This window comes from Micromonospora zhanjiangensis, assembly GCF_042650605.1.
Lineage (GTDB): Bacteria > Actinomycetota > Actinomycetes > Mycobacteriales > Micromonosporaceae > Micromonospora_J > Micromonospora_J zhanjiangensis.
This window is the reverse complement of sequence record NZ_JBHSBN010000023.1, coordinates 16,800-40,082: the sequence shown is the minus strand read 5'-3', so window position 1 is coordinate 40,082 and position 23,283 is coordinate 16,800. Positions and strand designations below refer to the sequence as shown.

Annotated in this window: 16 protein-coding genes and 1 riboswitch; of the genes, 8 read left to right on the top strand and 8 right to left on the bottom strand. The window is 71.5% G+C overall.

The genetic code is table 11. The features are described from left to right. The first annotated feature begins 4 nt into the window (after positions 1-4). On the top strand, positions 5-1,921 hold the full coding sequence (locus ACFOX0_RS25810) for a glycosyltransferase (protein ID WP_377550588.1): 1,917 nt from the start codon (positions 5-7) through the stop codon (positions 1,919-1,921). A 7-nt stretch (positions 1,922-1,928) separates the two neighbouring features. On the opposite strand, the gene metH is transcribed toward ACFOX0_RS25810, so the two are convergent. Beyond that, positions 1,929-5,564 (bottom strand): methionine synthase, encoded by a 3,636-nt coding sequence (gene metH / locus ACFOX0_RS25805; protein ID WP_377550586.1) that lies wholly within the window; start codon positions 5,562-5,564, stop codon positions 1,929-1,931. An 18-nt stretch (positions 5,565-5,582) separates the two neighbouring features. After that, positions 5,583-5,662, bottom strand: a riboswitch (S-adenosyl-L-homocysteine riboswitch). Positions 5,663-5,836: 174 nt separating this feature from the next. Between metH and ACFOX0_RS25800 the strand changes: the two genes are divergently transcribed. Then, on the top strand, positions 5,837-6,415 hold the full coding sequence (locus ACFOX0_RS25800) for an ArsR/SmtB family transcription factor (protein WP_377550584.1): 579 nt from the start codon (positions 5,837-5,839) through the stop codon (positions 6,413-6,415). Continuing rightward, positions 6,412-7,773, top strand: coding sequence for an MFS transporter (locus ACFOX0_RS25795; RefSeq protein ID WP_377550582.1), 1,362 nt, complete (start codon positions 6,412-6,414; stop codon positions 7,771-7,773). The genes ACFOX0_RS25800 and ACFOX0_RS25795 overlap by 4 nt, the downstream gene beginning before the upstream one ends. A 40-nt stretch (positions 7,774-7,813) precedes the next feature. On the opposite strand, the gene ACFOX0_RS25790 is transcribed toward ACFOX0_RS25795, so the two are convergent. Further along, the gene (locus ACFOX0_RS25790) at positions 7,814-8,017 is read right to left on the bottom strand and encodes a cold-shock protein (protein WP_377550581.1); all 204 of its coding nucleotides are present in this window, start codon (positions 8,015-8,017) and stop codon (positions 7,814-7,816) included. A gap of 218 nt (positions 8,018-8,235) precedes the next feature. Between ACFOX0_RS25790 and ACFOX0_RS25785 the strand changes: the two genes are divergently transcribed. After that, positions 8,236-8,880, top strand: a complete 645-nt coding sequence (locus ACFOX0_RS25785; protein ID WP_377550703.1) for a class I SAM-dependent methyltransferase — start codon at positions 8,236-8,238, stop codon at positions 8,878-8,880. A 98-nt stretch (positions 8,881-8,978) separates the two neighbouring features. On the opposite strand, the gene ACFOX0_RS25780 is transcribed toward ACFOX0_RS25785, so the two are convergent. Continuing rightward, positions 8,979-9,611 carry a hypothetical protein gene (locus ACFOX0_RS25780; protein ID WP_377550579.1) on the bottom strand — a complete coding sequence of 211 codons (633 nt, stop codon included), beginning with the start codon at positions 9,609-9,611 and terminating at the stop codon, positions 8,979-8,981. Positions 9,612-9,902: 291 nt separating this feature from the next. Here ACFOX0_RS25780 and ACFOX0_RS25775 point away from each other — a divergent pair, with 291 nt between their 5' ends. From ACFOX0_RS25775 to ACFOX0_RS25765, 3 genes are all read left to right on the top strand, one after another. Next, entirely contained in the window at positions 9,903-10,667 is a 765-nt protein-coding gene (locus ACFOX0_RS25775; protein ID WP_377550577.1) for a hypothetical protein, read from the top strand. A 128-nt stretch (positions 10,668-10,795) separates the two neighbouring features. Next, positions 10,796-11,215 (top strand): hypothetical protein, encoded by a 420-nt coding sequence (locus ACFOX0_RS25770; RefSeq protein ID WP_377550575.1) that lies wholly within the window; start codon positions 10,796-10,798, stop codon positions 11,213-11,215. 393 nt (positions 11,216-11,608) lie between these two features. Then, positions 11,609-13,030, top strand: coding sequence for a vanadium-dependent haloperoxidase (locus tag ACFOX0_RS25765; protein ID WP_377550573.1), 1,422 nt, complete (start codon positions 11,609-11,611; stop codon positions 13,028-13,030). A gap of 101 nt (positions 13,031-13,131) precedes the next feature. On the opposite strand, the gene ACFOX0_RS25760 is transcribed toward ACFOX0_RS25765, so the two are convergent. Both ACFOX0_RS25760 and ACFOX0_RS25755 read right to left on the bottom strand, forming a co-directional pair. Next, positions 13,132-13,860 carry a hypothetical protein gene (locus tag ACFOX0_RS25760; RefSeq protein ID WP_377550571.1) on the bottom strand — a complete coding sequence of 243 codons (729 nt, stop codon included), beginning with the start codon at positions 13,858-13,860 and terminating at the stop codon, positions 13,132-13,134. Continuing rightward, on the bottom strand, positions 13,838-15,775 hold the full coding sequence (locus ACFOX0_RS25755; RefSeq protein ID WP_377550569.1) for a hypothetical protein: 1,938 nt from the start codon (positions 15,773-15,775) through the stop codon (positions 13,838-13,840). The genes ACFOX0_RS25760 and ACFOX0_RS25755 overlap by 23 nt, the downstream gene beginning before the upstream one ends. A 363-nt stretch (positions 15,776-16,138) precedes the next feature. Between ACFOX0_RS25755 and pglW the strand changes: the two genes are divergently transcribed. Beyond that, the gene (gene pglW, locus ACFOX0_RS25750) at positions 16,139-20,587 is read left to right on the top strand and encodes a BREX system serine/threonine kinase PglW (RefSeq protein WP_377550567.1); all 4,449 of its coding nucleotides are present in this window, start codon (positions 16,139-16,141) and stop codon (positions 20,585-20,587) included. Here the strand turns inward: pglW and ACFOX0_RS25745 are convergent. Genes ACFOX0_RS25745 through ACFOX0_RS25735 form a run of 3 tightly spaced genes read right to left on the bottom strand, consistent with a single transcriptional unit; the run spans position 20,537 to position 23,276 of the window. After that, positions 20,537-21,502 (bottom strand): hypothetical protein, encoded by a 966-nt coding sequence (locus ACFOX0_RS25745; protein WP_377550565.1) that lies wholly within the window; start codon positions 21,500-21,502, stop codon positions 20,537-20,539. The genes pglW and ACFOX0_RS25745 overlap by 51 nt on opposite strands. Continuing rightward, complete coding sequence (locus tag ACFOX0_RS25740; RefSeq protein ID WP_377550564.1) at positions 21,499-22,104, bottom strand: hypothetical protein; 606 nt, start codon at positions 22,102-22,104, stop codon at positions 21,499-21,501. The genes ACFOX0_RS25745 and ACFOX0_RS25740 overlap by 4 nt, the downstream gene beginning before the upstream one ends. Beyond that, entirely contained in the window at positions 22,104-23,276 is a 1,173-nt protein-coding gene (locus ACFOX0_RS25735) for a hypothetical protein (protein WP_377550562.1), read from the bottom strand. The genes ACFOX0_RS25740 and ACFOX0_RS25735 overlap by 1 nt, the downstream gene beginning before the upstream one ends. Positions 23,277-23,283: the final 7 nt, after the last annotated feature.

Below are 23,283 nucleotides of genomic sequence, written 5' to 3'. Positions count from 1 at the left end.
GGGCGTGACGGGGGGATCGTCGACCGACCGGCCGGTGGCCGGCGGGCGGATGGGTTGGCGGCTGGCCGGACGGCCCGCGCCGACGTTGCCCGAGCGGGTCGGCGGGCTGGCCGGTCTGCGGGTGCTGCGGATGCCCGGCTCCGGTCGGGTGTTGGTGCTGGCCGGCACCGTGGACCGGATCCGGCAGGCCCAGGCCGACCCGCGCTCGCTGCGGCCGGTGCGCGGCGTCGCCGTGGTGGTGGCCGTGTGGCGGGCACCGTGGCGGGGCTGGTCCGGCGGGGTCGGCCCGGTCGGGCACCTGACCGGGCAGCGGGTGTCGCTGCCCCGGCGCGGGCGGGGGACCGCGTCGGTGCACCTGCGGTTGGCCCGGGCGGCGCCGCTGCGGGACGTGCTGGAGGCGGCGCTCGGCGCGCTCGCCCCGAACCGCCCGCTGCCCGCCCCGGCGAGCGCCGACCTGACCGCGGTGGGCGGGCTGCCGGCGTACCTGCCCGCCGGGCCGGGGGTGACCGTGCCCGCCGGCGAGCTGCCGACCAGTACGGACATCCGCGCCCACGACGTGCTGCTCGACCCGGCTGCCGCGGACGCCGGGCCGGTCGGGTCGACCGGTGGCGGGTCGTCGCCGGGCGAGCCGGCCCAGACCCCGTACGCGGTGGCGTTGCCGGCCGGTCGGCACGCCGTGACCGTCGGGGGACGCCCAGCGGTGCTGGTCGACGCGCGGCGGATCAACCCGTACGGCCGGCGCGAGGACTCGTACCTGCCGGACGCGCCGCGGGCGCGGCTGGAGTTCGGCGGCGCCGGCCGGGACCGGCGGTGGGGATTCGGCGGTCGCGGCGGGTCGACCTTCCGACCCCTCACCGGTACGGGTCTGGAAGCCGCGGACCTGGCGTCGTTGCGGCAGGTGGGCGTGGTGGAGTGCGGCCCGGTCCCGGACGGTGACCCGGTGGGGGCGGCGGCGTTGCTGGCGCAGGTGGCGATGACCGGCGCGGTGCTGCACGCGCCCGACCTGCCGGCGGCGGTGGCCGACCTGCTCGCCCCCGACCTGGCCCGGTCGGTGACCGCGCCGACGGTCGGGACGGACCCGCTCGCCCTGGAGGCCCGGAGCGTGCGGCAGCGGCGGGCCGCGATGCGTGGCCACGCCACCGGGTTCGCCCTGCCCGACCTGACCGCGGCCGCGTTCGGGGCGGCGGGCCCACCGTCGGTGAGCGTCGTGCTGACCACCCGCCGCCCGGACCTGCTGACCAGCATCCTGCCGGTGCTGCTCGGACAGTCGTATCCGGAGCTGGAGATCGTGCTCGGGTTGCACGGCTGCGACCTGCCCGACCCGGTGCGCGCCCTGCTGGTCGACAGTGGACGGCCGTTCGAGGTGGTGCCGGTGCCGGCGTCGACGGGTTTCGGCGCGGCCCTGGGCGTGGCCACCGGGCGGGCCCGGGGGAGCCTGGTGACCAAGGTCGACGACGACGACTCCTACGGCGTCGACCACGTGTGGGACCTGGTGCTGGCCCGGCATTACAGCGGCGCCACCCTGGTCGGCAAGGGCGCCGAGTTCGTCCACCTGGAAGACCTGAACATCACCGTGCGCCGGCCGTCGGGCCGGGCCGAGTACGACGGGGACCTGGTCGCCGGCGGCACCATGCTCATCGCCCGGGGTGACCTGGAGGCCGTCGGCGGGTGGCGGCCCGTGCCCCGCTCGGTCGACCTGGGCCTCATCCAGCGGCTGCGCCGGGCCGGTGCCCGGATCTACCGCACCCATCCGCTCGGCTACGTCTACCACCGCCGGGCCACCGGACACACCTGGGATCCCGGGCAACGCTACTTCCTCACCACCGCGCACACCCAGTGGGACGGCATCCCCACCGACGCCTACGCCGACGACCGGCGCGACGTCCACCCGCTGGCGTACCCGGTCGTCGCGGTCCGCTGACCGCCGGTCAGGCCGGGTCGTAGCCGAGGTTGGGGCGCAGCCAGCGCTCCACCTCGGCCAGCTCCAGGCCGCGCCGGGTGGCGTACTCCTCGACCTGGTCCCGGCCGATCCGGCCGACGGTGAAGTACCGCGAGTCCGGGTGCGCGAAGATCAGGCCGCTGACGGCGGCGGCCGGGGTCATCGCGTACGAGTCGGTCAGGCCGATGTCCAGGCTCACCGCGCCGAGCAGGTCGAACAGCTCCCGCTTCTGGGTGTGGTCCGGGCTGGCCGGGTAGCCCAGCGCGGGCCGGATGCCGCGGAACCGTTCGGCGTGCAGATCGGCCAGCTCCGGCTCGGCGTCCGGCTCGAACCAGTCCCGCCGGGCGTGCAGGTGGATCCACTCGGCGAACGCCTCGGCGAGCCGGTCGGCCAGCGCCTTGACCATGATCGCCCGGTAGTCGTCGTGCTCCGCCTCGTACCGGCCGGCGAGGGCCTCCGCGCCGTGGATGGCGACGGCGAAGCCGCCCAGGTGGTCGCCGGCGGGGGCCAGGTAGTCGGCGAGGCACCGGTTGGCCCGACCGTCCGGCTTGACGGTCTGCTGGCGCAGCATCGGGAACCGGACCGGGTCGGTGCGGTCGACGGGCTCGACCACCAGGTCGTCGCCGTCGGCGTGCGCGGGCCAGAAGCCGTACCGGCCGCGGGCGGTCAGCGAACCGTCGGCCACGATGGTGTCCAGCAGGGCGTTCGCGTCGTCGTACAGCTCCCGGGCCTCGGGCCGGTCCAGGATCGCCGGGAACTTGCCCTTCAGCTCCCAGGCCAGGAACAGGAACTGCCAGTCGATCATCTCGCGCAGCTCGGTCAGCGCCGGGGAGACGGTACGGATCCCGGTGAACGTCGGCACCGGCAGGTCGGTGAAGTCGACCCGTTCGGCGTTGGCGCGGGCCCGGGCCAGCGGCAGCAGCGCCTGCTGGTGCCGGCCGGCGTGCTGCTCGCGCAGCCGCTCCTGCTCGACCCGGTTCGACCGGTCCAACTCCTCGGCCCGGCCCGGCTCCAGCAGGTTGGCGACCACGCCGACCACCCGCGAGGCGTCCAGCACGTGCACGGTCGTCCCGTCGTACGCGGGCGCGACCCGGACCGCGGTGTGCTGCCGGGAGGTGGTGGCGCCGCCGATCAGCAGCGGCAGCCGCAACCCGCGGCGGCGCATCTCGCCGGCCACCGCCACCATCTCGTCCAGCGACGGGGTGATCAGCCCGGACAACCCGATCACGTCGGCGCCCTCGGCGACCGCGGTGTCCAGGATCTTCGCGGCCGGCACCATCACGCCCAGGTCGACGACCTCGTAGTTGTTGCAGCCGAGGACCACGCCGACGATGTTCTTGCCGATGTCGTGCACGTCGCCCTTGACCGTGGCCAGCACCACCTTGCCCTGACCGCGGCCGGAGTCCAGCTCGCCGGCCAGCCGGGCGCGTTCCTTCTCGGCCGCCATGAACGGCTCCAGGTAGGCGACCGCGCGTTTCATCACCCGGGCGCTCTTGACCACCTGCGGCAGGAACATCTTCCCGGCGCCGAACAGGTCACCGACGACCTTCATGCCGTCCATCAGCGGGCCCTCGATCACGTCGAGGGGGCGGTCGAACTGCTTGCGGGCCTCCTCGGTGTCGTCGGTGATGAAGTCGACGATGCCGTGCACCAGCGCGTACGACAGCCGCTCGGCCACCGGCGCCTCGCGCCAGGCCAGGTCCACCGCCCGTTGGGTGCCCGACCCGGTCACCGTCGAGGCGAAGGTGACCAGCCGGTCGGTGGCGTCCTCCCGCCGGTCGAACAGCACGTCCTCGACCAGCTCCAGCAGGTCGGCCGGGATGTCCTGGTAGACGGCGAGTTGGCCGGCGTTGACGATGCCCATGTCCAGGCCGGCCCGGACGGCGTGGAACAGGAACGCCGAGTGCATCGCCTCGCGGACCACGTCGTTGCCGCGGAACGCGAACGACAGGTTGGAGATGCCACCGCTGGTCCGGGCACCCGGGCAGCGCTGCTTGATCAGCGGCAGCGCGTCGATGAACGCCTTGGCGTACCCGTTGTGCTCGGCGATGCCGGTGGCCACGGCCAGCACGTTCGGGTCGAAGATGATGTCCTCGGCGGGGAACCCGGCCGGGCCGGTGAGCAGGTCGTACGCGCGGCCGCAGATCTCCACCTTGCGCTCGGTGGTGTCGGCCTGGCCCCGCTCGTCGAAGGCCATCACCACCACCCCGGCGCCGTAGTCGCGGATCCGCCGGGCCTGCGCCAGGAACGGCTCCTCGCCCTCCTTGAGGCTTATCGAGTTGACCACGCCCTTGCCCTGCACGCACTTGAGGCCGGCCTCCAGCACGCTCCACTTCGAACTGTCGATCATCACCGGGATCCGGGCGACCTCCGGCTCGGTGGCGATCAGGTTGAGGAAGGTGGTCATCGCCCGCTCGCTGTCCAGCAGGTCGGCGTCCATGTTCACGTCGAGCAGGTTGGCCCCGCCGCGTACCTGCTCCAGCGCCACGTCGACGGCGCCCTGGTGGTCGTCGGCCTCGATCAGCCGGCGGAACCGGGCCGAGCCGGTGACGTTGGTGCGTTCGCCGATCATCACGAAGCCGGTGTCCGGGCCGATGGCGAACGGCTCCAGGCCGCTGAACCGGGTCGTCGGGACGGGCGTCGGCAGCGTCCGGGGCGTGGCGCCGGCCACCGCGGCGGCGATCCGCTCGATGTGCTCCGGGCCGGTGCCGCAGCAGCCGCCGACGATGTTGACCAGCCCGGCCTCGGTGAACTCGGCGAGCAGCGCGGCGGTCTGCTCCGGCCGCTCGTCGTACCCGCCGAACGCGTTGGGCAGCCCGGCGTTCGGGTGCGCGGCCACGTACGTGCCGGCGGACCGGGCCAGGTCCTCGACGTGCGGGCGCATCTCGGTCGCGCCGAGCGAACAGTTCACCCCGACGACCAGCGGCTCGGCGTGCTCGACCGAGCGCCAGAACGCCTCCACGGTCTGTCCGGACAGGGTCCGGCCGCTGCGGTCCACGATGGTCACGGAGATCCACAGCGGCAGCTGCGGGGCGACCTCGCGGGCGGCGGCGATGGCGGCCTTGGCGTTCAACGTGTCGAAGATGGTCTCGATCAGCAGCAGGTCCACCCCGCCCTCGACGAGCCCGGTGATCTGCTCGGCGTACGCGGCGTGCACCTGTTCGTAGGTCACCGCCCGGTACGCCGGGTCGTCCACCCGGGGGGACAGCGAGAGGGTGACGTTGAGCGGGCCGACCGAGCCGGCGACGAACCGGCCGCCCACCTCGTCCGCCGCCTGCCGGGCCAGTTGCGCGCCCCGCACGTTCATCCGGTGGACCAGCGACTCCAGGCCGTAGTCGGCCTGGCCGATGCCGGTGGCGGTGAAGGTGTTGGTGGTGGTGATGTCGGCGCCGGCCGCGAGATAGCGCCGGTGCACGTCCAGGACCAGGTCCGGCCGGGTGAGGTTGAGCAGGTCCGGATCGCCGGTGACGTCGCGCGGGTGGTCGACGATCAGGTCACCCCGGTAGTCGGCGGGGGTCAGGCCGGCACCCTGCAGCATCGTGCCCCAGGCGCCGTCCAGCACCACGACCTTGCTGTCCAGCAGCTCACGCAGCGCGGCGTCGGCGGAACGGTGAAGCTGATTCATGGGTCGCACCTCCGAAGGAACTCGGAGGCGCCCTTGTCAGCTGGGGTCTGGCGGGTCGAGCGTGGCGGGCTGAGCCCGTTGCAGCGCCTCTCGACCTGACATACAGCCTACCGAAACATCCCGGCCCGCGGCGCCACCCGTCCGCTGGGTGGGAAGCCGCGGGTCAGCGGGCGACCAGGATCATCTCGAACGAGTAGCGCTCGGCGAATTGTGCAAGCGACATTGCGCAATAACTCTTGCGCAACTGCTGTTGCGAATGTCAGGCTGGCGGCATGGAAGCGAAACCGCCGATCCGCCAGGTGACCGACTCCCGGGTGCTCGCCGCGCTGTCCCACCCGCTGCGCCGCCGGATCATGGACGTGATCAAGGTCGACGGCCCGTCCACCGCCAGCATGCTGGCCGAGCGGACCGGTCAGGCCGTGGCCAACATCAGCCACCACCTCAAGGTGCTGGCCGGCGGCGAACTCGTCGTCGAGGCACCCGAACTGGCCCGCGACCGGCGCGAACGCTGGTGGCGGCTGGGCACGCCGGGGCTGCGCTGGTCCAGCAGCGACTTCGAGAGCGACCCGTCCGGCCAGGCGATCGCCGAGGCCGCCCGGTCGCTCAACCTCGACCGGCACATGAGCCTGGCCCGGGCCTGGTACGCCGCCGACGAGCAGGAGCACCGCCGCTGGGGCGAGGGGCCGTTCTCCACCGACAACTGGATGAAACTGACCCCGGCGGAACTCGCCGAACTCGGCGAGGAACTCATCGCCGTGCTGACCAGGTGGAAGGACCGGCAGGCACCGGACGACGGGCAGACCCGGGAACCGGTCTTCCTGTTCGCGTACGGCTTCCCGGCCCAGCCGTGACCGCCCCGTCCCTGACCCGGCCGGAGCACGGCATCCCGCGCCGGGGAGGGCTGTTCCGGCACCGGGACTTCCGGCTGCTCTGGATCGGCGAGGGCGCCAGCAAGTTCGGCAGCAGTGTCACCACCGTCGCGTTGCCGCTGGTCGCGGTCGCCACCCTGGACGTCGGCGCGTTCGCCGCGGCGCTGCTGTCGGCCGCGGTCTGGCTGCCCTGGCTGCTGATCGGCCTGCCGGCCGGCGCCTGGGTGGACCGGCTGCCCCGCCGGCCGGTGATGGTGGCCTGCGACCTGGCCTCGCTGCTGCTGTTCCTCAGCGTGCCGGCGGCCGCCTGGGCGGGCGTGCTGACCTTCGCGCACCTGTTGGCGGTCGCCTTCGGCACCGGTGTGGCCAGCGTCTTCTTCCAATGCGCCTACCAGGTCTACCTGCCCTGCCTGCTCACCCCGGACCAACTGCCGGAGGGCAACGCCAAGCTGCAGGGCACCGAGTCGGTCGCCCAGGTCGGCGGGCCTGGCGTCGCCGGCCTGATCGTGCAACTCGCCGGCAGCGCCGTCACCGCGCTGCTGGTGGACGCCGCGAGTTTCCTGATCTCCGCGCTCTGCCTGCTCGGCATCCGGGCCGGGGAACCCGAGCCGCGACCGCGGCGGCGCTCCAGCACCCTGCGCCGGGAGATCGCCGAGGGGCTCCGGTTCGTCGCCCGGGACCCGTACCTGCGGGTGTTGACCGTCTTCGGCGCGGCCAGCAACTTCTGGCTGGTCGGCTACCAGGCGATCCTGGTGGTCTTCCTGATCCGCGAGGTCGGCGTCGGTCCCGGCGCGGTCGGCGCTGTCATGGCCGGGATGAGCTGCGGCGGAGTGCTCGGCGCGGTCGTCGCCACCCGGATCGCCCGGCGGTTCGGCACCGCCCGCGGCATGCTGCTCGCCGAGCTGGTGGCCATGCCGGCGGGCCTGCTCATCCCGCTCGCCCGGCCCGGCGCCGGACTGGCCTGCGTGGTCGCCGGCGGGGTGATCGTCGGCGCCGGGGTGGTCGCCGGGAACGTGATCAAGGGCAGTTGGCGGCAGGTCTACACGCCGCACCACCTGCTCGGCCGGGTCATCTCCAGCATGCAGCTGGTCAACCTCGGCACCATCCCGGTCGGCGCCGTGCTGGCCGGCGCGCTGGGCGGCGCACTCGGGCTGCGGCCGGCCATGTGGGTGCTCACCGGCGGGATGGCCCTGACCTGGTTCGTCCTGCTGATCGGCCCACTGCGCCGGCACCGCGACCTGCCCACCCACCCGCGACCCCGGGTGGCGGACCCGACGGAACGGCCGGGACCGGCCGGCGATGGGGGATCCACCGGCCGGCCGGTCCCGGCTTCCGCGTGACGGTTCTACCGCATGTCGGGCCGGTGCCGGCCCGGAAGGGTCAGAGCGGCCGGACGTCCGCCGCCTGAGGTCCCTTCTGGCCCTGCGTCACCTCGAACTCGACCTTCTGCCCCTCGTTCAGCTCCCGGTATCCCTGAGCCGCGATGGCCGAGTAGTGGACGAAGACGTCCGGTCCTCCGCCGTCCTGCTCGATGAAGCCGAAGCCCTTTTCCGAGTTGAACCATTTCACCGTGCCCGTTGCCATGCATATCTCCTTCATCGGGGTGAGCGCTGCGAGGTGGAATCACCGATCCGCGACAAGGCTCGCCCACCCGCCCATGACAGTAGCGCCCCAAAGGGCCCAATGCTGGCGAAGCGGCTCGGCAAATCCGGTCCGGTTTCCGCCCCGGCGAGCCGATCCTCCGGCATGCTGAGCGCGTGACGACCCCCACCGGACGTGCCCTGGCCGATCTAGAACGGAAGTTGTCCGGGACGGAACCGCCCGGTCTGGACCGGCTCCGGCTGACCGGGACGCCGTTCGTCCCCGAGGTGCGGCTGCACCTGGCCGAGGACGCCATCGTCTGGTGGGCCCGGATGGAGGCCGAGGCGGGCGAGGGGCTGGCGCCCCCGTTCTGGGCGTCGGCCTGGGCCGGCGGACAGGGTCTCGCCCGCTACGTCCTGGACCATCCGCGGGTCGTCGCCGGACGGCGGGTGCTCGACCTGGCCACCGGGTCCGGGCTGGTCGCCATCGCCGCCGCCCTGGCCGGCGCCGCCACCGTGACCGCGAACGACGTCGACCCGTACGCGCTGGCCGCCACCACGCTCAACGCCGAGGTGAACGGCGTCACCCTGCTGGCCACGGGCGCCGATTTGCTCGACTCCGACGGCGGCGACGCGGAGCTGGTGCTGGCCGGGGACGTCTTCTACCACCGGGCGATGGCCGCCCGGGTGCTGCCGTTCCTGCACCGGGTGCTGGCCCGCGGCGGCCGGGCGCTGATCGGCGACCCGGGCCGGCCGTTCCTGCCCCGGGACCAGCTGCGGTTGCTGGCCAGCTACGAGATCCCCGGGGTGGGCACCCTGGAGGACGCCGAACTGCCCCGCGTCGACATCCTCGAACCGCTGCCCTGACCCGGCCCGCGCCGGACCGGCCCGGCGTTCCCCGCCGGGCCGGCGCCGCGCGGGGGAGCGGGTCCGCGCCGGGCCGGGGACGGTCGGCTCCGCGGGCGTCAGGCCGGTTGGGTGGCGGGCAGGTCCAGGACGTACGAGTCGGCCTCGCGGCGGAAGCCGAGCCGGTCGTAGTAGGGGGCCACCATGCCGGGCGGGCTGACCACCCGGCGGAACCCCCGGTCGGTGAAGAGCCGGCTGCGCCGGTAGACGAACTCGCCCGGGGTGAAGTCCCGGTACCGCCGGGTCACGTAGTCCAGCTCGACCTGCGCCACCGCCGGGTCGGTCGCCCGGACCAGCACCACGCCGACCACCTCATCGCCGTGCACCACCAGGAACGCCGACCGGGCCGGGTCGGTCGGGTCCCACCGGAAGCCGGGGTTGAACCGCGCGATGTCCGCGGCGTGCACCCGCAACGTGTGCGCCAGGAAGACGTCGCCGGTGCCGACCTCGACCACCTCGTACGTCCGGTCGTCGTGCCGGGTCGCGATCATCTTTCGCAGGTACCAGATGTTGATCACCGCGAGCACCACGTTGAGGCCGACCATGGGCCACACCCCGAGCACCCCGTTGTAGCCGATCAGCACCAGACAGCCGACCAGGTTCAGGGCGCGCAGTCGGAGGATGCGGGTCTGCAGCAGGGACCAGACCAGCAGCGCCGATCCTCCCCAGCCGATCACGTCGAGCCAGTTCACCGGGGCAGGCTAGCCGGTCCCGGTCCGGGCCCAGCCCCCGGACCAGGCAGAACACGTCCGGCCGGAGCGCGAGCCGGGCCGGCCGGTGACCTCTCGTCGTCGTCCGCGGCCGGTCCCGAGGCCCGGACCGGATCGCCGACGCCGCCGGGCTGGATCTCGCGGCCCCTCGGCGGAAAGCCGTCCCCGCACCGTCTCGCGGGTTCGGGGACGCCGGGGATAGCCTTGGGCGCACGTCGATGATCGGGGTCGGTCCGGGGCTGGACCGCCCGTACCGAGCCGCTGGGGGCGATCATGATTCCGGACCGTTGGCGCCGGCTCGGGCGTACCCGGGGCGAGGGTGCCGGGCGACGGCGCCGGTGGTGGGTCTGGGCCGGCACCGGGCTGGTCTCCGCGTTGCTGGCGGCCGTCGGGGTGCTGGTGGTGAGCTACCCGGCGATGGCCGCGTCGGCCTGTCCCGGCTGCTACGGCTTCGAGCGCGTCGAGGACCGGGTGTACGCCGGCGGCGGCCTCTCCGACGACCGGCGGCGGGCGATCGGCACCATCATGACCGCGGCCGACCACCGGATCGGCGACTTCTACGGCAGCCGGCTCAGCCGGCCGACCGTGCTGATCTGCACCACCGACGAGTGCTACCAGCGGATCGGCGGCGGCCGGGAGAAGGGCCGCGCGTTCCTCAACCGGACGTTGATGCTGTCCCCCGAGGGAATCAACGTCGTGATCGCCACCCACGAGCTGGCGCACGTGGAGTTCCACGAACGGCTCAACTCCGGCGGCGTGCCGCAGTGGTTCGACGAAGGGCTCGCCGTGCTGGTCTCGGACGACCCGCGCTACCTCGGGCCGGACGGGCCGGCCGACCGGTGCCTGGTCGACCAGCCCGGAACGCTGCCGGCGACGCTGGCCGAGTGGATGCGGGCCGACGGGGGAGACCAGCTCTACGCGCGGGCCGCCTGCCGGGTGAGCCGCTGGGCCGCCGCCCACGGCGGCGCCGAGGCGGTACGGGACCTGCTGCGCCGGCTCAACGCGGGAGAGAGCTTCACGGCCGTCGTGCCGGGCTGACCGAACCGCCGGTGGCGGTCCGTCCTTTCGCGAGGCGAACCACCCGAACGGCCAAGGCGAACGGGGCTGCGCATGATCGGCCAACGCCTCTAAGGTGGGCAGCCGATCACATCCTGAACGGGGTTTCCATGTTTGATGCGTACACGATCCTGCTCATGATCAGCGGGCTGCTGCTCGTGGTCATCGGTGCCGCCGTCAGCGGCCCGAGCGTCCTGTCCCGGGTGCTGAGCGTCGTCGTCGGTCTCGCCTTCTTCGGCTACGGCTTCTACCTGGAGTTCATCTTCACCGGGGGGTCGTACCGGATCTTCTTCTACGCCTTCATCGTGCCGATCCTGTTCATCGTGCAGGCGTTCAAGGCGCACAAGGAGAAGAAGGAACGGGAGCAGGCCGCCACCCAGCAGCAGGTCATGCCGGGCATGGCGTACGGGCAGCCCACGCCGGCCGGCCCCGCCGGTCCGCAGGGCCAGCCGGGCTACCCCGCGGCGCCGCCGCACCAGCAGGGTTACCCCGCGGCGCCGCCGCACCAGCCGGGGGGCGCCGCGCAGTAGTACCCACCGGTCGTGGCCGCCGCCACGACCGTACGGATCGTCGCGAGCCGGCCGGACCAGTCAATGGTTCGGCCGGCTCGATCCGTTCAAATGTGCGGATGGTTGCGGCCGGCGGCGAATTCGCCAACACCGGACAGTTGCCAGGATTCTTCACGTCCGACCTTGACGCTCGGCGCGGCCGCTGGCGACCATGTAAATGCCCGACGGTAATCGTCCGATTGCCCGGCGGGCATCGCGACCGGAGATCGAACCGGTCGTGGAAAACAACGGGGATCACTTTCGCAGTCCACATTCCGCGCGCCCGCGCGGCGTACGCGCATGCCCACCGCGCCGCCGCCGGCCGGGCGGGTGAATGCGACAGGTGACACCACCAATTCACGGGGAGAAAAGGAAATGGATCCGGTCCTGTACTGGAACGAGGTCACCCTGGAGGCCGACCGCACCACCCACACCACCGGCGACCCGCGCGAGGCGCAGGCCCAGGGCCCGGTCGGCAGCTCGCGGGCGCTGGCCGTCGTACACCTGGCCATGCACGACGCCTGGTTCGGCATCACCGGCGGCGACGACTGCTACCTGGGCGACCGGCTGCCGGCACCGGCGCACGGCGCCGACCCGGCCGCAGCCGTGGCCGGCGCCGCCCGCGCCACGCTGACCGCGCTGTACCCGGCGCAGAAGGCGTACTTCGAGGCCCGGCACCACGCCGCCGGGCTGGTGGCCGGCAAGCACGACGGCGACGGGCACGCCTTCGGGCAGCGGGTCGCCACCGAGATCCTGGCGCTGCGGCACGGCGACCCCGGCGTCGGCGACGACGGGTACGCCGCGTCGGTCGCCCCGCAGCACCACCGGGTCGACCCGGACAACCCGGGCCAGGGCTACTACGCGCCGTTCTACGGCGCCCGGTCGCACTGCTTCGCGGTGACCCGCCGGCACCACCTGGACGAGCCGCCACGCCCCGGCGACGCCGCCTACCGCCGCGCGTTGCGGGAGGTCCGCGTCAAGGGCATCGCGCCGAACCTGATCGGTACGGTGCCCAAGCGGCTGCCCCCGGTCCGGACGCCCGAGGAGACGGCGGTCGGCCTGTTCTGGGCGTACGACGGGGCGAAGGGCCTGGGCACCCCGCCCCGGCTGTACAACCAGATGGTCCGCGTGGTGGCCCAGGCGCAGGGCAACGACACGGCCCGCAACGCCCGACTGTTCGCACTGGTCAACGCCGCCATGGCGGACGCCGGCATCCTCTGCTGGGCGGACAAGTACACGTACGACCTGTGGCGTCCCGTGCTCGGGATCCGGGAGCACGACAGCGCGCTCGGCCCGGCCGGCGAGCCCGGCGGCGAACTCGACCAGGACACCGACATCGGCTGGCTGCCGCTCGGCGCGCCGAGCAGCAACAGCGTCGGGCAGAAGAACAAGACGCCGAACTTCCCGTCGTACCCGTCCGGGCACGCCACCTTCGGCGCGGCGGCGTTCCAGACGGTCCGCCGCTTCTACGGCCAGACCGGCTGTGGGTCCGACCACCTGGCCGACGGCCTGACGTTTGTCTCGGACGAGCTGAACGGCGTCACCGTCGACAACGCCGGGACGGTCCGACCCCGGCTGGTACGTCGGTTCCCGGGCGGCCTGTGGCAGATGATCGAGGAGGTCGGCCGGAGTCGGGTCTACCTCGGGGTGCACTGGGTGTTCGACGCGTTCGCGGTCGACCACGAGGGCCGGGTCGACCTCGACCAGAACGTCGGCGGGGTCCGGCTCGGGCTGGACATCGCCGACGACCTCGCCGCCAACGGCCTGCACGCGAACCGGGCGGCGGGCCCGGCCTGACGGGTCGGCTTCGCCCGGCATGAACCGTGGCGCCGGCTCTCAGCGGGCCGGCGCCACGGGGGCTCGGCCGTTGCCGCCGGCGCTGTTGGTTGGCGCGATCCTCAGGACGGACGGGGCGCTGCCAGGTTGACGCCGGTCTCGTCGAGTTGCGCCCGGATGTGGGCGAACCCACCGTTCGCCGTCCAGGTGCCGCCGAGGCGGAGGGTCGCGTCGTACGCCTGTCGAAGAAACTGGTTGAGGCGGGGGGCGTTGTGAGCCGCCAGGCCCCGGTTGTCGAGCACCTCGTCGATCCAGCCGGACTCGTGGGAGAAGGCGCTGCCCCAGGGAAACCAGATGTCGGTGCTGAGGGCGAAGCTCGTCACCGTCTCACTCTCGGTAGGATCTTCTTCATCGAAGACCGTTGTGTGAACAGCTAGGGGTGGATAGGGGTACGACCTTTCGAGTCCCAAGGGGTATGCGAACTGATGCATGTCGCTGACCCACGCGTCACGCGCATTTCCAGTTGAATCGGCGTAAACGAGTCGGCTGGAGGCTATTTGATCGAGGCGTCCGAGCAGGAAGCTCTTGGGCAGCCATGGGTTATTTGCGTAAATGGTGCCCGCAGTCCTTTGCAAAAAATTGCTGATGGGCCCGTCCCGGTCGCGTAGGTAGTCGATTCGGTCGATCCGTTCGATCCGGTAGACTTCACTGTTCTCGCCGGCCTCGATGACAAGATCTTGCCACAGGCGCAGGATGTCGGGACCGAGTGTGAAGGGGAAGGTGGCGTCCCACCAGCAGATCTCATCTCCGTCGAAGCTGCTCCAATTGTTAGCAAGGCTGTCCGATGGCATCAAACCCTCCCTTCTGCCAGGTAAAAACGCCTTGTGCCGTGACAACCGTCAGTTGATCCATTCTCGCGCTCCCATCGTCGTCGCATATCGCTAATTCCTTGGCTTCGTGAGATAGCAATCTGGTGAGCGCTGCTCGCGTTGACTGATGCCGTTTGGATTGCGGCTCAACGTAGATCAGGGCCACTTTTTTGTATCCAGGTGGCGCTTTCTGTATGACGTCGGTATCTCCGCTTGGACGGTTTCCGCCATTCAGTTGCCTGATGGCCGCCTTGATCGCGGCGATTATCTGAGGCCCGCTGACGGTCTTCAGTTGATACGCGACCTTGTTTTCCATGTCGAGAATGTCGGCGCCCTCCAGTTCGCCGGTGCTCGCATTCCGCAAGGCGCCATCGAGCAGTATGCGAGCCTTGGGATCTTCGCGCAAGATCTCGGCGGCCTGCTCGACCTCGCGGCGAAATCCGATCTTGCCGTCCGTAGGGGGAGGTGCTCCTCGAGTTGTGTTACTGCTTACCAGCTTTAATTTCTTGACCAGGTCTGCGGGATTCTCCAGGCGTCCGGAGTCGGCGATGGCTTTCAGTTCGGGGAGCATGCCGGCTTGGATGGCGGTGTCGACGGCGTTGATGGCGGGTGTGGCGAGGCTGGTGTCTCCTTTGGGCAGGTGACCGATCATTTGGTCGAGGAGGTTGAGTCTGGAGGTTTCGTAGCCGGGGTCGATCGGGGTGAGTGTGTTCGGGTTGATGCCTCGGTCGTCGAGGCGTTGGGGCAGGGCTGGGTCGGGTCCGAAGGAGGAGTTGTGGACCCAGGCGCTGTAGGAGACGGTGATCTGGGTGTTCTTGCCTTTGATGACGGGGGCCGGGTTGGGGAAGGTCATGGGTGGGGTGACGAAGGTGCCGCTGGCGGGGAGGGTGATGGGGAAGGTGAGCAGTGGCATGCCGGGTGTGGCCGAGGCGTAGAGCACGCCGGTGCCGGGTGCGGTGCCGGTGTTGGTGACGGTGACTGTCCAGGTGCAGGTGGGGGTGTTGCAGTCCTGGGCGGTCCACTCCAGGTCGAAGGTGGCGTAGCCGGGTTTGACGGTGCGTTGTGCGACCGGGCCGGGTGGTTGCGGGCCGGAGGCGGTGCCGGGGCTGGCTTCGGGCAGGATTTTCGCCACTGCCGTCTGGGTCGTGCTGGCGGCGTCGGACCCGGTGGGTTCGGGGGTGATGGCGACGTACGGGGGGATGGCGATCGGGTCGTAGCGTGCCGGTACTACCGGTGCCGGCCGGCCGGGCGTGGTCGGTCTGGAGTGGCTTGCCGGGACGATGTCGGTGGAGTGGTTGTCGTTGTGGTGGTAGGCGGCGGGTTGGATGACCAGGCTGGGGTCGAGTGGTCCGCCCAGCCATCGCAGTTTGCGGTCTTTGCTGGTGTCGAGCAGTGCGGTCCAGTCGCCGGAGACCACGGTGCGGATCTGGTCGTCGGTGGCGTCCTCGGTGTTCTGGTCGGGGCGGTGGGCGGCGCCGGCCAGGGCGTCGATTCGGCGGGCGAGGGCGGTCGGGTTGAGCAGGGCGGCGATGTCGAAGGGGAACGCGACGCCGGGTTCGGGGCGTACCCATTGGCCGGTGATGGCGCGGATCTGTTTGGGGGAGCGGCGGGCCCACCAGTCGGCGTCGCCGCGTACGGCGGAGGTCCCGGCCCTGGCGACGAGGTCGGCCCGGCCGCCCTGCGGGTCGGTCACGGTTCCGCTGACCAGGTTGTCGCCGGTGACGGTGAACTGCCCGATGATGATGTGGCCACCGGCGTCGCGGTAGGCCACGCCCACCCGGACCGCCGGCGCGGATCGGATCCGGTCGGCCGCCCCACGCAACGCCACCGACGGGGAGTCTGAAATCCGACGGACCACGAACACCGCCGCCGCGACACCCACCACCAGCACCAGCACCGCCGCGATCCCACCGAACAGCCACCATCTGCGGTGGCGACCCGTACGTGTCGGCGGGGGCACCGGAGCGGCGGGTGGTGGCCAGGTCTGCTGATGATGAGGGCCGAGTGGTGGCGAAGACTCGGCTGGCGTGAATTGCTGCTGGGGCGGAGCCCCGGGCTGGGACGAGGACGGTGCTCCCGGCGGCGGCTCGAACTCCGGCACTCTTGTCCTACTCGCTCGTCGCGGCGACCTCGACCGAGTCGACGTTACCGGCAGCGATCGAATGATCGCTGCCCTGCTATTGGCACCTTCGATTCGCGTCGACCGCTGCGACTCACCGCACCGGGGCAGTCACCCCGACCTGGCCTAAGATGCCGTGTCATGCAGGAGGGCCGGTGGACGACGATCACGCCGTCGCAGTTCGCGCACGAGCGGGAGGCGCTGGCACACGTCCAGGCGCTGCTGCCGGACACCGAGCCGTACCGGGCCTGGTCGAACTTCACCTTCACCGCGCAGACCGGCCACCCGTACGAGGTGGACCTGCTGGTCGCCACGCCCGGCGGCTTCTATCTGATCGAGATCAAGAGCCTGACCGGGCGGCTGTCCTCCAGCGGTTCCAACTGGATCCTGCACGGGCCGAACGGCACCCGGACCTTCGACAACCCGCTGCACCTGGCCGACGCCAAGGCCAAGAAGCTGAAGTCGCTGCTCCAGACGGCCGCCGACCGTCGCCCGGGGCAGCGGGTCAGGGTCCCGTTCGTGCAGGCGGCGGTGTTCCTGTCCAAGCCGGGCCTGCAGGTCGAACTCTCCGAGCATCACCGGCACCACATCTTCGGCCCGGAGCCGGCCGCCGGTCACCAACCGCAGCCGGGGGCGCTGCCCACCATCACCTCGCTGCTGCAACGGCCACCACAGGACGAGCGGCAGCGGGTCACCGTGGAGACCTCGCGGGCCCTGCCCGGCCTGCTGGAGGCGATCGGCGTCGCCCGCAGCCGGCGGCACTACCAGGTCGGGGCGTGGGAGCTGGACACCCGCCCGTTCGACGTCGGCCCGACCTGGCAGGACCACCACGCCCGGCACCGCGACCTGGAGCGGGAACACCGCCGGGTGCGGATCTACCTGGTCGAGCGCAACGCCGTACGCGCCGAGCGGGCCAGCATCGAACGCGCCGCGAAGCGGGAGATGCTTGCTCTGCACGGCATCAACCATCCCGGCATCGTGCAGGTCGACTCGATGGAGTCGCACGAGGCCGGTCCGGCGCTGATCTTCCGCTACGACCCGCGGTCGGTCCGGCTGGACCACTACATCAGCCAGTACGGCGACCGGCTCGACGCGCTCACCCGGCTGGCGATGATCCGCCAACTCGCCGAGGCGATGGCGTACGCGCACGGCCGGCGGTTGCACCACCGGGCGTTGTCGGCCCGCAGCGTGCTGGTCAGCCCGGGACGGCAGCGCCGGGGCGGCAACGAGGACGAGGCGTGGCTGACGCCGCAACTGCAGATCAGCGACTGGCAGGCGGCCACCCGCGCGGCCGACTCGACCGGCGCCACCGGCGGCAGCGGCGACCCGGTGGCCCTGTCGTCGCACGCCGCCGCGCACATCGAGCGGTCCGCCGAGGCGTACCTGGCGCCGGAGTTGACCGCGCCGCGGCCGGACCCGGTAGCCATGGACGTGTTCGGCCTGGGCGCGCTGACCTATCTGCTGCTGACCGGTGAGCCGCCGGCAGCCAAGCGCCCCGAGCTGCTGGCCCGGCTGGCCCGGGACAACGGGCTGCGGGCCAGTGCCGTCGACGACGCGATGTCCGCGTTCGCCGACGAGATGGTGCAGGCCGCGACCGCGCCGGTGCCGGCGCAGCGGCTCACCACGGTCGCCGAGTTCGTCGAGATGCTGGAGGTCGTCGAGGGCGAGATGACCGCCCCGCCGGCGGCGTCGGTGCATCCGGAGCCGGTCGAACCGGAGCCGGCCGACCCGCTGGAAGCACGGCCCGGCGACCGGGTCGGCGAGTGGACGATCCGCAAGCGGCTCGGCACCGGCTCCACCTGCCGGGCGTTCCTGGCACACAACGAGCGCACCGGCCGGGCCGAGGTGCTCAAGGTCGGCCTCTCCGACGAGAAGGGCGCCCGGCTGGCGCACGAGGCCCGGGTGCTCGGCCCGCTCACCGACTCGCGGGTGATCCGGCTGGCCCGGCCGGAGCCGCTGCAGATCGCCGGCCGCACCGTGATCGTCCTCGACCACGCGGGCGAGCTGACGTTGGCCCGCAAGCTGCGCGAGGACGGCCGGCTCACCGTCGACGAGTTGGAGACCTACAGCGACTACCTGTTCGGCGCCCTCGACTACCTGGAGGGGGAGGGCGTCTACCACCGGGACGTCAAGCCGGACAACATCGCCGTCCGAATCCGGCCCAACCGCACCCGGCAGCTCGTGCTGTTCGACTTCTCGCTGGCCGGGGTGTCGGTCAAGGAGATCAACGCCGGCACCCCGCGCTACCTCGACCCGTTCCTCGGCACCGCGAACCGGCCCGGCTACGACAAGCACGCCGAGTGGTACGCCCTGGCCGTCACCCTGCACGAGATGGCCTCCGGCGAGCTGCCCGTCTGGGGCGACGGCGGCACCGAGCCGCAGCTCACCGAGGGCCCGCCGGTGCTCGCGGTCGAGGCGTTCGACCCGGCGGTCCGGGACGGGCTGGTGGACTTCTTCCGGACCGCCCTGCACCGGGACAGCCGCCGCCGGTTCGCCTCGCTGAAGGACATGCGGGACGCCTGGTCGCAGGTCTTCCGCCGGTCGGACGCCAGCGCACCGGTCGGCACCGACCATCCGGAGTCCATCACCGACGAGCCGGACGTCGACACCGCCGCGACGGCCCGCGACGAGGCGGCAGGCAAGGCCACCCGGGCCACCGCGCTGGAGGCAGCCGGCCTGACGCCACGCGCTGTCTCCGCCGCGCACCGGCTGGACGCCGCCACCGTCGGCGAGCTGCTCGCCGTGGCCAACAAGCTGGCCCACCTGCCCGGCCTGGGCGCGAAGACCCGGCAGGAGTTGCAACGCCGGGTCAAGGAGTGGCGGACCCGGCTGGGCGAGCGGGAGACCATCCCCACCACGCCGGCCGCCCGCAGGGCCGCCACCGCCGAGGCGTCCGTCGAGACCGAGGCCGGCCACGACGGCGACCCCGACCTGGTACGCGTCGGGCTGGACGCGATCGCCACCCTGCTGGTTCCGGCGAAGACGAGCCGAAACATCAGCGAGGCGGAGGCCACCCGCCTGCTGCTGCGGCTGCCCGACGCCGACGGCAATCTGCCGGAGCCGCCGGCGTGGCCCCGGCAGCCGAAGGTGGCGACGGCAGTCGGGGTCACCCGGGGCCGTATCGCGCAGATCCTCGGCAAGCAGCGCAAACGCTGGCACGCACTGCCGGTGGTGGGCAGCATCCGTACCGAGATCGTCGAGCTGTTGCGCGACGGTGGGCGGGTGATGGGCGTGGACGAGCTGGCCCGCGCCCTGTTGGTCAGTCGCGGCTCGGTCAAGACCGGGCACGAGCTGCGCCACGCGGTGGCGTTGGCCGCCGTGCGGGCCGCCGTCGAGGTCGACGCGCTGGCTGACGAACAGCGGCTGTTGCTGCGCCGGCACGACGCGGAAAAGGACGCCGCCGCCGAGGGGAGGCCCAGCCGGGACCGGGTGCTGGTGGCGCTGGAGGCCGGCGACGACGACCCGCCGGACACTCCGGCCGCGCCCGCGCTGCTGGACTACGCCGACGCGCTGGGCGCTGCCGCCGACCGGCTCGCCGCCAGCGAGGTGCTGCCCAGCCCGGCCACGGTGCTGCGTACCCTCGGCGCGGTGACCGCCCCCGGCGGCGCGGCCGACGCGGTCGACGAGCGGCGGCGGGTGCAGCTCGCTGCGGTGGCCTCGGATCGGGCCGCCGCGACCGCCCGGCTGGAGATCTACCCGCGCGACCTGGAACCGGTGCGGGCGCTGCGCCTGGCGCAGGCCGGCGTGGTGCCGCCGGCCAACGCGGCCGAGCCGCGACGCGGGCTGACCCCGGCGCAGGTGGCCGGCCGGGTGGCCGCCCGGTTCCCGGAGCTGGACCCGCTGCCGACCGAGCCGGGAAAACTGCACCGGCTGCTCGCCGAGGCCGGCTTCGACCTGCGCTGGGACCGGGACCGGTTCGTCCCGCCGCCGCCCCGGGCCGGCTCGACCAGCATGTCCATCGTGCAGCGCCGGCCGTCCGGGTCGGCGTCGCCGACCCACTGGTCGGCCGAGTCGCCGGAACTGGCGGCGGCGCTGCGGGCCGAGGAGCGGCTGACCGGCGCGGCGTCCGCCGGCGGGTTCCGGGCCCTGACGGTACGACTGTCCCGCTACCACCTGGCACGGGAGGAACTGGTACGCCGGTTCGACGCCCGCCCGGTCAACGTGGCGGCCCGTTTCCTGGCCCACCTGCGTGCTTTGGTGGACGCCCGCCCGAAGCCGACCTGGGAGACGGTCGTGCGGGCGGACGTCGCCGAACCCGGCTCCCGGGCGGCCATCAAGCTCAGCGAGTACGTCGAACAGGCGTGGACGCTGGCCGTCCCGGAGCTGCGGGCGCAGTTGCACCGGGACGCCGGTCCGGTGCTGCTGCACGACGCCGGGGTGCTGGACCGGTACCGGGGGATGGAGCGGCTGTACGAGTTGGCCGACGCGGCCCGGGGCGGAGCGGGGGACCTGTGGGTGCTCTGTCCGATGGACGACCCGGACCGACTGCCCAAGCTGGACGGTTCGGTGGTACGGGTTGGCGACAACGAGTGGATCGCCCTACCGGACGCCTGGGTGGTCAACGCCCACCGCAGCGCTGCCGTCGCCTGAACGGTTGGTGCTCGTTGCGTGGTCGGCCGCCCTAGAGGCGGATTGGTCCGATCCGACGGTCGGTACCCGACTGGCGTAGGCGGCGGCCTCGTGGGCGAGGACATCCATGCTCCCCGGAGCTTTGGCGATCGACAGGCCGGGTGAGCCGTGGAGGCCCCAGATCTCGGCCTCCATCCAGCAGAGTTGTCGATACTTCCCCGGCGCCATGGCCTGGGAGCCGAAATCCCAACCGACCGATGAGACCGGCCTGCCGTTGAACTGTCTCCACGCCCGTTGGCGGTACTCGTCTCTGGTCAACGTCGCGGGATTCAGGAAGGAGAGGTCGAACCCGTTCTCGGCCAGGCCGAACGCGGCCAGGCCGAAGAGCATCGTGCACTCGATCGCGTTTTCGGCGCAGTAGCCAGCGATGCGGGCCGCACCCTGCAGCGCGCCGGCGTACGACATCACGTAGACGCGGCGTACCACGTGGAACTTCTGATATTCCCTGAGAGCAGCCACGATCGTTGCTCCGGAAGCGACGGTGTCGCCGATGAGGAGCGTCGAACCCCCGGCGTCGAAGCGTGCGTAGGGCACCTCCACGGTCGCGTCGTCGGACGTCACTTCCAACCTTGTGGTCGAAACGAGGTTTGTCGGTAGGTTCCGGTTGACTTCGACGGCCACAGCCTCAGCGAGCTGATAGATCAGGCCCTTGCTCAGGATCATCAGCTCGGCGATCTCGTCGGTGTCGAGATCATCCCGAACGTGTCGAACGAACTGGCGGCTCGCGGCGAAGCATGCCTGGCGGAAGGCAAGCCCGGTCAAGTTGCGATCGAAGAGGAGCGCCTCCAACTGCTCGTTGTGAACGAGATGAAGGCCGCTGACGTCACTCTTGTCCGCAATGGATTCGACTCTGCTGGAACCCGTGTCCGCGATCATCGCGAGAGCGGGCTCGCCGTCGGCCTGACGGTTGCGCCGAGCCTTCTCATGGCTTCGAGCATGGGCGAGTCGACACCGAGAACGTTGTCCTCATACTCGGTCAGCGCAGCCGACAACCAGGTGGGAACTGGTCGGGGTGTCCTCGTGCCGGGGGCCAGCGAGGCGAGCGCCGCGCCCGCGGCGACAAAGTCGTCGACAACCACCGTCGCCAGCGAAGCGACATGCGGATGAACGTAGTTGTTCACCGTCACGCCGCGGTACTCGAGCACGTCGCTGCGGTACTGAGAGTTGTGCGGGGCCACAACGACAAGTGGTGTGCCCAGCGCCGCGGCCGCCGCCATCTCGACGCCGATGCCCAAGCCGCGCCGCACCCGCGCGTCCACGATTACCGCTGTCGCAAGCAGCACCTGATACATGTCCCGCCCGAACTGCCCCAGGGTGTTGCCGGCGTCGGGGATGGGGTCGTCGGGGTTGAGGAAGACGACGTCGTAGGGCGCCGCGCCCTCGGCGACATCCTTCCTCTCGGCGTCTGTCCAGCACGGACGTCGCGCGTCGTCGGCACCTTTCAAGATAGAACCGGAGCAATACACCGAAAGCGGCATCAGGCTGTCCTCCTGTTGAGATGTTGCGAATCGAATTGGACGTCGAGCTTGTCGGCAACCAGGGAGACGATCTCGCGTGCTTGCCCGAGTGATTCGGCGTTCCTGTATCTGCGGCGCCCCTTCGTGCGAATGATCGCGTCTCGGAGCCGGACCCGCATGGCGGGATGCTGCGTGGCAATGGCGACAGCGCCGAACTCGGCCGTCGAGCGAAGGGCCAGCAGTTGCCCCCACCGCGCACCGCGATGGACGAAGTTGTAGATGCCGAGCCATCGGAGTGCGAGGTCGAACGTCCGGGCCGACAGCACGCGGTCTCCGAGTTGACCGTAGACCTGTCGAACCCCGCAGGAGTAGTCGCCGAAGTCGAAATCGGCCACGACCGCGGCGTCCAAGTCTTGGAGATAGCTGGCGAGATACTCGCGGGAGAGGAACATGTCGATCCGGATCCGTTCCTCGGGTTTAAGATCCACAGGTAGCGTGGCGCGGACGAACCGGCTTATGAAAGCCTGCCCGTCAAGGCGTTCGGGGACTTCGAGGAGGTGCGTCTCGGCATCGCCGGCCGAGGGCGGCCACCGGCGGGAGATGCCGAGCAGGGCGGCGCCCAGTTGACCATCCGGGCTCAGCGCCTCGCGCCAGCCCTGCTCGATGTCGGAGGCGGTGTTTCGGGCATATCGAGGCCGCCAGATCAGACCGTCGGTGACGCTCCGAGTGGGCGCCAGGCCATACGGATTACGAACGTCATGACGATATTCGACGGCTTTGTGTTCCACGTACGACTGCAGATCTCCGATGTGCGAGGAGTAGTGAACCTCGCCACGAGCGATGAGCGGCCTGATCCTCGTGAGGAAGACCGGCAGGATCGGCACCTCGAACAGGTACGACGCAGGGATGATCAATTCCTCGTCGGTTGCGAGGACTGCCAGCCGGGTGGCGTGCAACACCTGCGCGAGGTCGGCGTCGGTGAAGGCACCTGCGGCAGGCTTGCCGTAACAGGACCGTATCTCCGGGTTTAGATACTGCACGAAGATGGGGCGCGCTCGATCGTAGGTCAGCGGGACGGCGAAGGTTTCCTCCGGATAGAAGCTGAGCTGTTTTCCGGTGAGATGCAGGTGGAGGTCCCGACCAGCCACGTACCCGTCGCGCTGGGGTCGAACGTCTTGGCGCGGATCAGGCATGGACTGC